The sequence below is a fragment of the uncultured Campylobacter sp. genome (assembly GCF_938030785.1).
In the GTDB taxonomy this organism is placed as follows: Bacteria; Campylobacterota; Campylobacteria; order Campylobacterales; family Campylobacteraceae; genus Campylobacter_B.
The window spans coordinates 1-12,354 of the sequence record NZ_CALHIK010000187.1 but is presented as its reverse complement, the minus strand read 5'-3'; the positions used below and the strand labels follow the sequence as shown (position 1 = coordinate 12,354).

Annotated in this window: 16 protein-coding genes; 11 read left to right on the top strand and 5 right to left on the bottom strand. The window is 47.6% G+C overall.

The annotated features are described in order from the left end of the window. Nucleotides 1-209: 209 nt before the first annotated feature. Both Q0438_RS10735 and Q0438_RS10730 read left to right on the top strand, forming a co-directional pair. The gene (locus Q0438_RS10735; protein WP_299190777.1) at nt 210-593 is read left to right on the top strand and encodes a DUF4878 domain-containing protein; all 384 of its coding nucleotides are present in this window, start codon (nt 210-212) and stop codon (nt 591-593) included. Then, on the top strand, nt 575-1,186 hold the full coding sequence (locus Q0438_RS10730) for a YiiX/YebB-like N1pC/P60 family cysteine hydrolase (protein WP_299190775.1): 612 nt from the start codon (nt 575-577) through the stop codon (nt 1,184-1,186). Before Q0438_RS10735 ends, Q0438_RS10730 begins: the two co-directional genes overlap by 19 nt. 388 nt (nt 1,187-1,574) lie before the next feature. Here Q0438_RS10730 and nusA read toward each other — a convergent pair whose 3' ends face one another. After that, nucleotides 1,575-2,702: a transcription termination factor NusA gene (nusA, locus tag Q0438_RS10725; protein WP_299190774.1), complete on the bottom strand. Its 1,128-nt coding sequence runs from the start codon at nt 2,700-2,702 to the stop codon at nt 1,575-1,577. Nucleotides 2,703-2,859: 157 nt separating this feature from the next. On the opposite strand from nusA, the gene Q0438_RS10720 reads away from it, so the two are divergent. Genes Q0438_RS10720 through Q0438_RS10705 form a run of 4 tightly spaced genes read left to right on the top strand, consistent with a single transcriptional unit; the run spans nt 2,860 to nt 5,830 of the window. Beyond that, nucleotides 2,860-3,102 (top strand): HP0268 family nuclease, encoded by a 243-nt coding sequence (locus tag Q0438_RS10720; protein ID WP_005870077.1) that lies wholly within the window; start codon nt 2,860-2,862, stop codon nt 3,100-3,102. Continuing rightward, complete coding sequence (miaB, locus tag Q0438_RS10715) at nt 3,099-4,394, top strand: tRNA (N6-isopentenyl adenosine(37)-C2)-methylthiotransferase MiaB (protein WP_299190772.1); 1,296 nt, start codon at nt 3,099-3,101, stop codon at nt 4,392-4,394. Before Q0438_RS10720 ends, miaB begins: the two co-directional genes overlap by 4 nt. Further along, nucleotides 4,375-5,028, top strand: a complete 654-nt coding sequence (locus Q0438_RS10710; protein ID WP_299190770.1) for a lysophospholipid acyltransferase family protein — start codon at nt 4,375-4,377, stop codon at nt 5,026-5,028. Before miaB ends, Q0438_RS10710 begins: the two co-directional genes overlap by 20 nt. A gap of 46 nt (nt 5,029-5,074) precedes the next feature. After that, nucleotides 5,075-5,830: a hypothetical protein gene (locus Q0438_RS10705; RefSeq protein ID WP_299190768.1), complete on the top strand. Its 756-nt coding sequence runs from the start codon at nt 5,075-5,077 to the stop codon at nt 5,828-5,830. Nucleotides 5,831-6,063: 233 nt separating this feature from the next. Here Q0438_RS10705 and Q0438_RS10700 read toward each other — a convergent pair whose 3' ends face one another. Genes Q0438_RS10700 through panC form a run of 4 tightly spaced genes read right to left on the bottom strand, consistent with a single transcriptional unit; the run spans nt 6,064 to nt 9,834 of the window. Next, nucleotides 6,064-6,720, bottom strand: a complete 657-nt coding sequence (locus Q0438_RS10700) for a metallophosphoesterase (RefSeq protein WP_299190766.1) — start codon at nt 6,718-6,720, stop codon at nt 6,064-6,066. Beyond that, the gene (gene tilS / locus Q0438_RS10695; RefSeq protein ID WP_299190764.1) at nt 6,717-7,703 is read right to left on the bottom strand and encodes a tRNA lysidine(34) synthetase TilS; all 987 of its coding nucleotides are present in this window, start codon (nt 7,701-7,703) and stop codon (nt 6,717-6,719) included. The genes Q0438_RS10700 and tilS overlap by 4 nt, the downstream gene beginning before the upstream one ends. Nucleotide 7,704: 1 nt before the next feature. Continuing rightward, entirely contained in the window at nt 7,705-9,012 is a 1,308-nt protein-coding gene (gene rimO, locus Q0438_RS10690) for a 30S ribosomal protein S12 methylthiotransferase RimO (RefSeq protein ID WP_299190762.1), read from the bottom strand. Further along, on the bottom strand, nt 9,013-9,834 hold the full coding sequence (gene panC / locus Q0438_RS10685; protein WP_299190760.1) for a pantoate--beta-alanine ligase: 822 nt from the start codon (nt 9,832-9,834) through the stop codon (nt 9,013-9,015). Between the two features lie 165 nt (nt 9,835-9,999). On the opposite strand from panC, the gene Q0438_RS10680 reads away from it, so the two are divergent. The 5 genes from Q0438_RS10680 to Q0438_RS10660 all read left to right on the top strand — a co-directional run bounded on the left by Q0438_RS10680 (nt 10,000) and on the right by Q0438_RS10660 (nt 12,309). After that, nucleotides 10,000-10,299 carry a DUF883 domain-containing protein gene (locus Q0438_RS10680; protein WP_299190759.1) on the top strand — a complete coding sequence of 100 codons (300 nt, stop codon included), beginning with the start codon at nt 10,000-10,002 and terminating at the stop codon, nt 10,297-10,299. After that, nucleotides 10,299-10,574: a hypothetical protein gene (locus tag Q0438_RS10675; protein ID WP_299190757.1), complete on the top strand. Its 276-nt coding sequence runs from the start codon at nt 10,299-10,301 to the stop codon at nt 10,572-10,574. The genes Q0438_RS10680 and Q0438_RS10675 overlap by 1 nt, the downstream gene beginning before the upstream one ends. Continuing rightward, complete coding sequence (locus Q0438_RS10670; RefSeq protein ID WP_299190755.1) at nt 10,559-10,795, top strand: hypothetical protein; 237 nt, start codon at nt 10,559-10,561, stop codon at nt 10,793-10,795. The genes Q0438_RS10675 and Q0438_RS10670 overlap by 16 nt, the downstream gene beginning before the upstream one ends. Nucleotides 10,796-10,856: 61 nt before the next feature. Beyond that, nucleotides 10,857-11,954: a peptide chain release factor 2 gene (prfB, locus tag Q0438_RS10665; RefSeq protein WP_299190753.1), complete on the top strand. Its 1,098-nt coding sequence runs from the start codon at nt 10,857-10,859 to the stop codon at nt 11,952-11,954. A gap of 19 nt (nt 11,955-11,973) precedes the next feature. Then, on the top strand, nt 11,974-12,309 hold the full coding sequence (locus tag Q0438_RS10660; protein WP_005870061.1) for a hypothetical protein: 336 nt from the start codon (nt 11,974-11,976) through the stop codon (nt 12,307-12,309). Nucleotides 12,310-12,354: the final 45 nt, after the last annotated feature.

Sequence of the window (12,354 nt, the reverse complement as noted above, 5' to 3'; positions counted from 1 at the left end):
AAAATTTCGCTTTAGCGAGATAAAATTTTATTCGAGCGAGTAATCTTGTTCGTGAATGCGAAAATTCTATTCTAATACGGCAAAAGCGCCGTAAAATAGATTTTCTGAAAACTTCGGTGCGATGAAAATTTACCGGAGCGGGCAGGTTCAAATTTAAAAAATATTTACTGCTCATATATAAAATTCCAAGATTTATACAAGGAGAATTTATGAAAAAATTTCTACTCGCGCTCATCGCGATATTCGTTTTAGCGGGCTGCGGCAGCGATCCAAAAGGCGTCGCCGAGGACTTCGTCAGAGCCCTATATGAGGGCGACTCCAAGACTTTGGTTGATATCATCGACGCACCCAATAAAGAGAGATCTGGCGATGGCGAGATGCAGATGATAAATGGCAAATTGATGCAGATGGCAGGCGCCGGCAAGGAGGAGGCCTCTAAGCGCGGCGGGCTAAAGAGTATCTCGGGCGAGCTGCAAAATAGCGACGAGAAATCGGCGCTAGTGAAAGTCGCCGTGTCTTTTAAAAACGGCACGAACCGCACCGAGGGCGTTAAGCTCGTCAAAAAAGACGGCAAGTGGAAAGTCTCGCTTTAGCGAAAAAGTTTCTCATCTGCTTGATATTTGCCACAGGCGGGCTTGGCGAGCTCCGGATGCTCACGCGCGCATCTGCCGCAAAAGAGCCGCTACGGGTACCGGATGAAATTTTATCAAACCTACGCACGGGCGATCTCGTCTTTCGCCTAGGCGACGTCACCGACAGCCGCATAATCGCGACTACGACGGATTTTAAATACTCGCACGTAGGCATGATCGTGCGCGAGCGCCCGCTTTTGGTGGTGCACGCCGTAACGGGCGAAGGCGAGCAAGACGGCGTCGCGACCGTTTCGATGCGGGAGTTCTTGGCGCATGCGCGAGACTTTGGCGCGGTGCGGATGAAATTTTTAAGCGAGGAGCAAAAGGCGCGCCTCGCTGACTCTCTGCTTAGGCGCGTCGGCGAGAGTTTCACGCTAAGACCTCGCGGCGAAGCAAACCTCTACTGCACGACGCTGCTTGAGCAGGAAATTTCAAAAATCACGGAATTTTCGCCGCAGTATTTCAAACTCAACCTAGCCGTCCTAGGCGGCGAATACCTCGCGCCGAAGGCGTTTTGGCGCTACGGCGGCGTTGAAATTTTATACGAGCGGTAGGCACGACCTAGCTTGGGCTGGAATTTTGCGCGCCGTGTAAATTTAAATATCGCATCAATTCAAGTGCATGTAAATAAAATTTGATCTTAAAATTTCGTGCCGCAAAATTTCGGCCATAATTTCGCTTTGGCGTTAAATTTTAAAATTCCGCACTCCGTAAAATTTCATATTAAAATTCTGCAGAGCATCAAATTTACAAATTTCGCTAGCCACCGAATTCGCAAAATTACCGCTCGCTTCAGATTCTGCACATTCTACGCGCAAAATAAAATTTCGCTTTGCTGCAGAATTTTCAAAAGACGAAATTTACAATTCGTAAAATCCTAAAAGAATAGAATTTTATAAAAGGCGTAATTTACAAAATTTCAAAAAGCGAAGTACGCGAGCTCTACAGCTCGCCGAAAAGCGCTTCGAGATTTTTAAGGCCTTCCTCCGTGGAGACCTTTTTCTCACTCGCCGAGCCGGTTTCGATAAGCTCGATCTCGCAGCCGCACAGCATCGAAGCGAGTCGGATATTTAGGCCGTTTTTGCCGATCGCTTTACTTTTTTGATCGGGGTTTACATAGACGATCGCCTTGCCGTCCTGTGCTATTTTGACCGAGTTTACGATCGCGGGCGCCATTGCACGAGTGATCAAAATTTCGGGACTTGCGGAGTATTCAAATGCGTCGATGCTCTCGCCGCCGCTTCCGTCTTGCAAATTTTTGCTTAAAAATCTACTCACCGCATCGATTCGCGCGCCTCCTTTGCCGACTGTAGCGCCTACCGGATCGACGTTTGGCGAGACGGCGCTAAGCGCGATCTTTGCTCGCCTGCCCGGAATCCTCGCGCAGGCTTGGATGATGACGCTGCCGTCTTTGATCTCTGGGACTTCGGCGGCGAGTAGGGCTTCTAGGAATTTCGGGCTGGTGCGCGAAAGCTCCAGTCTGATACCGTGGGATTTGTCGATGGCTACGTTTTTGATGACGGCTTGCATCACGTCGCCGATCTTGAAATTTTCACCCTTGATGCGGTTTTTAAGCGGCATAAAGGCTTTCGTATCCTCGATCTCTACGTAGGTCGTGCCGTCGTGATCGATCTTAGTGACCGTGCCGTGGGTGAGAGTGCCTACCTTGCTTTTATAGTTTTCAAAAATTTTCTCTTCGAGCAGCCTTTGGATGTGGAAATTTAGCTCTCTAGCCAGCACGCCGGAAGCCGTGCGACCGAGATTTTCGATATTTATTTCGTAGCTTAGCTCATCTCCGATCTCCGCGTTTTCGCCTATTTTTTTGGCCTCGCTAAGCGCGATGAAGTTGTGATCGCCGAGCCGCTCATCATCATCAGCGACGACGTGAACCTTTTGGTAAAGCTTGACGCGCTTGGTCTGAGGATCGACTTCGCTGTCGTAGAGATACTCCTCGCCGAAAAGTCTTTTTGCGGTCTGGATGAACGCCGTTTTGACGCGCTCTTTGACGTCTGCGGGCTCAAGCCCCTTTTCATTTGCAATCGACTCGATGATGTCGGTGATTTTTTCCATAAATTTTCCTTAAGATTTGATTTCGTGCTACTAAATTTGGATTTTAAATTTTGAAGTGCGGTATTATATGGAATTTTGACTTTATTTTTATTTAAACGAATTATTATCTAAATTTCGCTAAACTCGCGGGTTTAAAACATAAATGAAAGGATAGATCATGCAGCTAAAACTTGCCAGAACGGAGCTTGCCTCTAAGCCAAAAAGCGTTAAGATCGAGGATTTGCAAGCCCAAGTAGAAAAGAGCGGACAAAAAATATTTTATCTGGATAGAGAAAATTCTCAAAAAGATTTAGCCGCTTTGGTGGATTTTTTCGACACTAAGGGTTTTAGCGTGTATCAGCGCATAGTGCGATACGGGCTGAACGAAAACGAGTATATGTACGAGGTGCATATCCTTTGAGCAAACTCCTCTTCATCCAGACCCTAGGTTGCGCGATGAACGTGCGCGATAGCGAGCATATTATCGCGCAGCTAAAAGAGCAAGATTACGAGATTACCGACGACGTAAATATTGCGGATCTGATCTTGATAAATACCTGCTCCGTACGCGAAAAGCCCGTGCATAAGCTTTTCAGTGAGATCGGAGCTTTTGATAAAGCGCGAAAAAAGGGCTCTAAAATCGGCGTTTGCGGCTGCACCGCAAGCCATCTGGGCGGAGAAATTTTTAAGCGCGCACCATTCGTAGATTTCGTACTCGGCGCCAGAAACGTATCTAAAATTTCGCAAGCCGTACGTACGCCAAAATTTATTAGTACGGACATAAACTACGACGAGAGCGAGTTTGCCTTCGGCGATTTTGCGAGCTCGCCATATAAATCCTTTATAAACATAATGATCGGCTGCGACAAAAAGTGCTCCTACTGCATCGTACCGCAGACTAGAGGCGATGAAATTTCGATCCCCGCTCAAATCATCTTACGCGAAGCCGAAAGATCCGCAGCTCGCGGCGCCAAAGAGATATTTTTGCTCGGCCAAAACGTCAACAATTACGGCAAGCGCTTTTCTAACGCGCACGAAAAAATCGACTTCAGCGACCTGCTCGTGCGGCTTAGCGAGATAGAGGGCATCGAGCGTATCCGCTTTACAAGCCCGCATCCGCTGCATATGGACGATAAATTTTTGGACGTTTTTTGCAATAATCCTAAAATTTGCAAATCGATGCACATGCCGCTGCAAAGCGGCTCGAGCAAGATTTTGCGCGATATGAAGCGCGGATATACCAAGCAGTGGTATCTAGACCGCGCGCTTAAACTGCGCCAAAGCTGCCCGGGCGTGGCGATCAGCACCGACATCATCGTGGGCTATCCGAGCGAGAGCGAGGAGGATTTTGCCGAGACGATGGAGGTGTTAGAAGCGGTGAGATTCGAGCAGGTTTTTTCCTTTAAATTTAGCCCGAGACCGCTCACGCCGGCGGCAAATTTAAAGCCGCTGGATGATGAAATTTCAAGCGAAAGGCTAAGCAGGCTACAAAGCGCTCACGCTAAAATTTTAGACGAGATCGCAGGAGCGCAAAAAGATAAAATTTTCGATGTGTATTTTGAGGAGCTACGAGAGGGCGGCACTGCGTGCGGTAGAAGCTTTTCAAATTTTCTAATCTGCGCGCAAGGCGACGAGGAGCTGTTAGGCAAGACGCGCAGAGTACGTGTCGAAAAGACCGCCAGAATGGCGCTTTATGGAAAAGTTATCGCTTAAAAAGCGGCTATTTTTCCGCATCGCCGAATATCTCATTTTTATCCTAATTTGGTGTATTTTTTTAACGTGCAGGGTTAAATTTACCCCCACGAAGCTGCCCGAAAAGCCCTGCGTCGTCGTGTTTTGGCATGGAAGATTAGCGATGATGAGCTTTGCTTATAGGCGCTGGTGGCTGCGGGATTTCGGCAGCAAGAAGCGCGCTAAGGTCATTATCAGCGATCATAAAGACGGCGAGATCATCACGCGCGTGATCTCGCATTTCGGTATCGGCGCAATTCGCGGCAGCAGCTTCAAGGGCGGCGCGCGCGCGCTTATGGGCGCGATCAAAGAGATAAAAAACGGCACCGATGTCATCATCACTCCCGACGGCCCGCGCGGTCCGCTTTACAGCGTCGCGGACGGAGCCGTGATCCTTGCGCAGCGGCTAAGCTTAGATATCTACGCGCTAAATTACGAAGCGAGCAGTTTTTGGAAATTTCGCAGCTGGGACGAGATGGTCTTGCCAAAGCCCTTTTCGCGCATAAATTACAGCCTCAGCGCACCGCTAAATTTAGAAGGACTTGACCTTGAAGAGGGTAAAGAGGCGATCAGGCGACTGCTTTTTGCAAGCGCCGAGCAGGACGCTAAATTTTAGTTTGAAATAATAGTCTTTTGGTATAATTGCGATTTTAGGAGAGAAAATGGCACTATTTAAGGCAAAATCATTCCTCAGCGTCGCTAAAAGTGCCGGCGCATGCGAGTTTTTTTATAGAAAATTGGGCTTTGGCAGAAGGATTGCGGACGAGAGATCAGACAGCTTCCCGATATCGTCGGAGAACGATCTGGCTACCTCGCTGGCGGGCTTTGCGGATCTGAGCGAGAAAAATTTAATCTCTTGCGTCCTAATAGACGACGAGCGCCAAAGAGTGCATTTTAGCGAGGATTATGCGCCTAAAGATAGCTGTATTTATCAAAAAGTCGATGATAGCTTCATCGTGGAATTTCCGCGCTCAAGCGCGCAGGCTGCGGATGAGGCCTTCGGCACGAGCTTCGGCTCGCACACTAGTCTATTTAAAATTTTATACTTCCTGCTGAAAAATCAAAGCGATTTTGAAAATATGGCGATGTTCGCGCTGAAATTTAATAACCGAGCGTGTTTCGTCGTCGCTAACCAAGAGCGCGTGCTCTATGCCGATATAGTGCGCATCGACGAGGAGATGCAGGCCGCGATGAACGACGCGGACGAGCTTTTTTACGAGCTTTTAAATTTTCAGATCGAAACCTTCTACAAAACCGAAAATAGCGAGTTTCTCACCAACGTTTTCATATACTCCGACGGCACGCTCAGCAACGAGATCGGCTATGTGATTTTCACGCGCATATACATCAAAACGAATCTAAAAAATCTAAATTTTGCCGATTACATTAACAAAATCGCGATGCTGGAAGCCCGGTAGATCAAATATCTCGCTCCGCACCTAGGCAGAATTTTAAAATTTAATCTTCAGCTTTGCAAGACTGCGCTTGCTTGATGCGATTTAGTGCTCGTTTGTGCTATGCTTTTATTAAATTTATCTCGCGTTGCATAATGGAATTTTGACTAGGTAAAATCATTCGTATTTAACGGCTCACTTTGAAATTTAAGTTTATTTGCCGCAAAGAGCCCATCTCGCGCCGCAAATTCTATTTTTTACGAACTCTGATTAATTTTACGTAAAAAATTTTCTATCAGAATCCGCCTTTGCTCCACGTCGTCGCTATCGCTAATGCCCTCTAGCTCGCTTGCGTGATGGGCCTTGGGCGGGATATCTTTGAGATACGACCACACCTCGTCCTCGCTTAAAATTTTGCCGTGCAGATCAAAACCTACGTTTAGCGCTCTGCCCGAAACCTCAGCGATATCTGCGTGCAGGTGACCATAGAGCATCAGCGCGCCATAATGGCAGTTTGCCCACTCGATCATCGGGTAGTGAGACAGAGCCGCTCTCTTATGCGATAGGCGTACAAAGGCATATCCCACGATCTGCTCAAACATAAAATTGCCGTCCGCCTTGCGCTGGCTTAGTAGTTCGTTTTTCATCGCAGCGATCCGCCCGTCGTGGTTGCCGAGCACTAAAAAATGTCGCCCGTTTAGCCTGCCAAGTAACTCGCAAGTGTGCGCAAAATCCTTGTGAAAAGAGACGTCGCCGAGATTATAGATGAGATCCTCGGGCGTAACGAGCGCATTCCAAGCGGCAATGAGATTCTCATCCATCTCAGCCACGTTCGCACCTTTTCTAAAATTCGGGTATTTTTTCAGCACCAGCTCATGACCGAAGTGTAGATCGGAGGTAAAATAAACGCTCATAAACGCTCCTCAAATAGCGCAAGATTCGCGCCCGAAGCAAACAAAAATCCGCGGTTTATCGGCGGGATGGCGAGCTGCCTGCACGCTTCTTTAAATTTCTTTTCCATCGCGGTCTTGATGTATGGCGTCATAAAGATAAATTTTACGCTCACACCCACGGCTACCTTGCCGCCAAGCACGCAGTCGGCGCTGTTTTCTAGGCAGCGAGCGCATTCGTTTCGCTGTGCGGCGCTTAATACGAGCCCTAGCCGCTTGCAGGCAAGACCCACGCCGCGAATCTCGTTTGTGCCGCGTTTTATGAGATAAATTTTAGGCGCGGGATTAGAAATCTCGGGGGTTAAGCTTAACGCGTCAGCCGCCAAAAACTCAAAGCTTTTTTTCACGCCGCTAAAGTATTCGTTTAAAAATGGCTCGCTAAATTTCACGCGAATAAAGCCGCGTTTAAACCGGTCTGTTAAATTCGTCTCGTCGGTGAAGTATTTTAGATTTCGCTCGCGCAAAAACCGCTCCAGCTCGCACTTTCGTACGCCTAGAAGCGGTCGAGCGATCGCGTAGTCCTCACGGGGCTCAAGCTCTTGCATACCTAGCAGCTCGCTAAGCCCCGCGCCGCGGCCAAGCTGCATCAAAAACCACTCGAATTTATCGTCAAACTGATGCGCCAAGATCAAATTTTCATATCCGCGCTCGCGGCAAATCTCGGCGAAAAAATCGTATCTGGCCGCGCGCGCCTCGTGCTCGAAATTTGACTCGCCAAGACGCACGCTTTTTACGTAGATTTGTTTGTTAAATTTAGCCGCCAGATCCCGCGCCGAGGCGATCTCGTCCTTGCTTTGCGCGCGGACGTTATAATCCACGATCGCAAGGTCAAATTTCACGCCCGCCTCGTCCAAAAGGTAAAAAAGCGCTGTACTATCGACGCCGTGCGAAAATGCAAGCAGATTTCGCCCCGATTTTAGCTTGCGTAAAACGGGCGCGCTTAGCATTTTAGGCCTTTGCCGTGATCTTGCCTAGCGCCTGGCTGCCCGCTACCTGCGTGATCTCGCACCAGTAGCGACCGCCGGTTTCTAGCTGCTCCACGTCGCTTTCGTTGATCAAAATTTCGCCGTCGATGTCCTTGTCCCAGAGCGCTTTTTTCGCAGCGTAAAACATCTCGCCCTCGCTGCTTTCGCCCTCAAGCGAGACGATAAATTTTTGCCCTAACTCCTGCGCGAAGCTCGCCTCGATCGCGGCGCGAGTGATCTTTTCGATTTTGCTTAGGCGCTTTGAGATGATTTTAGCGGGCACCTGCTCCATCTCATACGAGAGCGTGTCTTCTTCCTTTGAGTAAGCAAACGCCGAAACGCGGTCAAATTTAAACTCCTGCAAAAACGCGCAAAGCTCGTCAAATTCGGCTTCGCTCTCGCCTGGGTGTCCGACGATGACGCCCGTTCGCAAAAACGCATTAGGCGCGCTTTTCATCAAATTTAAAAGATCTTTGATCCGCGCCGCGCCGCTTCCGCGCCTCATGATTTTTAGCATTTTGTCGCTCGCGTGCTGGATCGGCATATCAAAGTAGTTCGCAAACACGGGCGAGGCGATGATGCGCTCTATTAGCGCATTTGAGGTCGTGCTCGGGTATAGATAAAGTATGCGCGCGGTTTTGACGCCCTCGATCTTTTCGACCGCGCCAATTAGCGAGATGAGCCCGTCGCTAACAGCGTGATCGCGCATATACGAGCTGCTGTCTTGCGAGAGGAAGCTAAAGTCGTAGTAGCCCTTTTTTACGAGCTTTTGCACCTCGTCTATGATGTTTTCCAGCGCGCGGGATTTTAGCTTACCCTTAAAGGTCGGGATCGCGCAGAAGCTGCATTTTTGATTACAGCCCTCTGAAATTTTGATGTAGGCGTGATAGTTTGAGCCCGTTATCACGCGCTCCTCGCTTGCTTGTAGATAGGTGTCCGGGCTAAATAAATTTTGCTTTTTTAGGATAATTTCGTCAATCTTGTCATAGTCTCCGACGCCGGTAAATAGATCGACCTCGGGCAGCTCCTTCATCAGCTCCTCGCGGTAGCGCTGCATGAGGCAGCCAGTGACTACAAGCAGAGAGCCTTTTTTGCGCGCTTCGTGCATATCTAGGATCGCACGGATACTCTCCTCTTTTGCCGAGTTTATAAAGCCGCAGGTATTTACGATGATGACGTCGGCAGAGGCGACATCTGGCGTGATCTCGTAGTTTTGTAGGCGTCCGAGCATGATCTCGGAATCGATCAAATTTTTATTGCAGCCCAGCGATACGAGATGAAGCTTCGCCATCTACAGCCAGATATTATCGATCAGACGGGTCGTGCCTACCTTGGCGGCTACCAAAATGATAGTATCTCCCGACTTGATCTGCGAAATTTCATTAAATTTATAATCCACGAACGCTATGTAATCGACCGTCAGCGGCTCAAGCACGCTAAGCATCTTTTCGCGGATGATGTTTAGGCTGATCTCGCCTTTTTTAATAAGCGAGCTGGCATTTAGCAAGGAGCGCGAAAGCTTAAGCGCCATAAGTTTTCCCTCCTCATCCAAATAGGCGTTGCGCGAGCTAAGCGCCAAGCCGTCGCTCTCGCGCACGATTTCACAGGGCACGATATTTATATCCATAAAAAAGCTCTTTACCATATTTTGCACGATGAAAAGCTGCTGGGCGTCCTTTTTGCCCATATATACGTTGAGCGGACGCACGAGATTAAAAAACTTATTTAGTACCTTAAGCACTCCGTTGAAATGCCCCGGGCGCGTCTTGCCCTCTAAAATTTCGCTTAACGGCTTAGGCGCGATAATGCCCGGCTCACAGGAGCCGTAAATTTCATCTACGCTCGGAATAAAAAGCGCGTTCACATCGAGGCTTTCGCAAATTTTAATATCGCCCGCTTCGTTTTTTGGGTAGCTATTTAGATCCTCGCCGGGCAAAAACTGCGCCGGATTGAGGAATGCCGAGACGATTACGATGTCGTTTTCGTTTCGCGCCCTTTTTATGAGGCTCGCATGCCCCGCGTGCAAAGCCCCCATCGTAGGCACGAAGCCCACGCTGCCGCTTGCCGCTGCTCTGAAGCTTTTTAGCTCCTCTACGCTTCTAATGATCTGCATTGTTCTCTCTTTTCAATATAAAATATTAAGGCTGGCAATTATATCAAAAAATATTAAAGGTATAAATTAAGCGCGAAAGGGCAGTCCATTTAGCGAGCGTTAATCAATAAGTACTAAAATCTACCGCGAGCTTTAGCTCTAAAATAAACTTCAAAAGGAGCAAAAATGGCTACTCAAGAGACAAATTTAGAGTCTTTGAAAAAGGATATCGACTCTTTAAAAGCGGATTTTAAAGAGATTATGAAGTCCATCAAAAACATAGGCGCAGAGCGTGCGGAGTCTGCTAAAGATAAAATTCTAGATCAGCTAAATAGCAATGAGATCAAAAAATATATAGATGATCTAAGGCTCAAAGGCAAAGACGGCATAGAAAGCGTAAATGACACTATAAAACAAGATCCGATAAAAAGCATCGCGATCGCTGCTGGCGTCGGATTTTTGCTCGCTTGGTTGCTGAAAAAATAATGGCAGGCATATCTGAATTTATAGTTTCGGTAGTAGAGCTCGTAGACGCTCAAGCTAGCGACATCAGGCGCTCTTTTTTAAAGAGCGCCAACTCGGTTTTACTAAATATAATTACGGGCGTGATTTGCATTATAGGCTTAGTTTTCTTTTTGCTAGGGCTGCACGCGCTTCTTGAAAAGACTATCGGAGAAATTTGGGCGTATTTTGCCTGCTCCATCGTAGCTTTTTTATGTTCCATTATCGTGTATAAGGTGCTTTCGTGCAAAGCGAAATGATAAAAGAAAAGCTAAGACTAGTGGTGTCTATGCTTGAAGACAAAAAAGCCGATTGTAAAAAGTTGAAGCTAGAAGAAGCAAAGCTAAAACTGCTACTAAATGACCCTCTGCCCGATCTCTCGACGGAGCTTAAACTAATTAATCGCGGAAATATCAAGCAAGTTTTGATATCCCTAATAGACAAATGCTTCATAATGCCCGCCTTAAATAAAATTTTATAAACAACCTTAATCCAAAATATGTTATAATCACGCCAAAAGCATAAAAAAAAGGTTTTAAATTTTGGATAATTACGAATACACGGAACTTTTAAAAACCCTAAATACTAAAGTCGAAAATATTGCGGGCGTCGTAAAACCGGAAAACATCAAAGCGCGCCTAAAAGAGATTGAGGAGCTTGAAAACGATCAAAATCTCTGGCAGGACGTTGCAAAAGCAGGCGCCATCGGCAAGGAAAAAACTAAAATTTCAAATATCTTAAATAAATTTCTAAACGCTAAAAATGCCGTAGACGATGCAAAGGCTCTATATGAGCTGGCAAACTCTGAAAACGACGAGGAGACGATAAACTCGCTTTTTGCCGAAGCGGACGCGCTAGAGGGCAAGATCATAAATTTAGAAATCTCCATGATGCTTAGCGGCGAAAACGACGATAAAAACGCTATCGTCAGTATCCATCCGGGCGCGGGCGGTACGGAGAGCAACGACTGGGCGAGTATGCTATATCGCATGTATCTGCGCTTTTGCGAGCGAGAGGGCTTTAAGATCGAGGTTTTGGACTTCCAAGAGGGCGAGGAAGCGGGTCTTAAGGATGTCAGCTTCATCGTGCGCGGCGAGAACGCCTACGGATATCTAAAAGCCGAAAACGGCATCCACCGCCTGGTGCGCGTTAGCCCATTCGATAGTGCGGGGCGCAGACATACGAGCTTTTCGAGCGTGATGGTAAGCCCGGAGCTCAATGATGATATCGAGATAAATATCGAAGAGAAGGATATTCGCGTCGATGTGTTTCGCGCAAGCGGCGCAGGCGGGCAGCATATCAATAAAACCGAAAGCGCGGTGCGCATCACGCACATCCCAACGGGCATCGTAGTAAACTGCCAAAACGACAGAAGCCAGCACAAAAACAAAGAAACGGCGATGAAGGTGCTAAAGTCGCGCCTTTACGAGCTTGAGCTGATGAAGCAGCGCGAGAAGGACGAAAACGCGCCTAAAAGCGAGATCGGCTGGGGGCATCAGATCCGCTCCTACGTGCTTTTTCCGTATCAGCAGGTCAAAGATAACCGCAGCGGCGAGGCGTATAGCCAGACCGATGCGATCTTGGACGGCGATATAAAAAGCATAATCGAAGGCGTTTTGATTTCACAAGCGAACAAATAAATTTTTTGAAAGGATGAGAATGAGTGAAGATGGAATTTTGCTAGCGCTAGGATATAGCGTAAACGACGCGACGGTCGCGCAGCTGCGAGGAATTTTATCGAAGTGTGATTTTGAGGATAATGAGCTTGATCGCATCGTGGGGCTGAACGATAAGCTTAAAATTTACGGTGCACACGTGGCGATGTCTAATTCAAACCCGTATTTTAAGATCAAAAATGACGCTACCAACGAGGAGCGCAAGACCGCTGCGGAGGAGATTATCCGCTCTTGGTCGGAAAAATTTAAGCTCAAGTTACAAAAGGTCGCGGGCAAAGAGACCTATTACGTTTTGGGTCGCCAAATTTCAAAAAATTAAGGAGCAAAATATGAAAAAAATTCTAGCTTTGATCGCCGCCGGGGT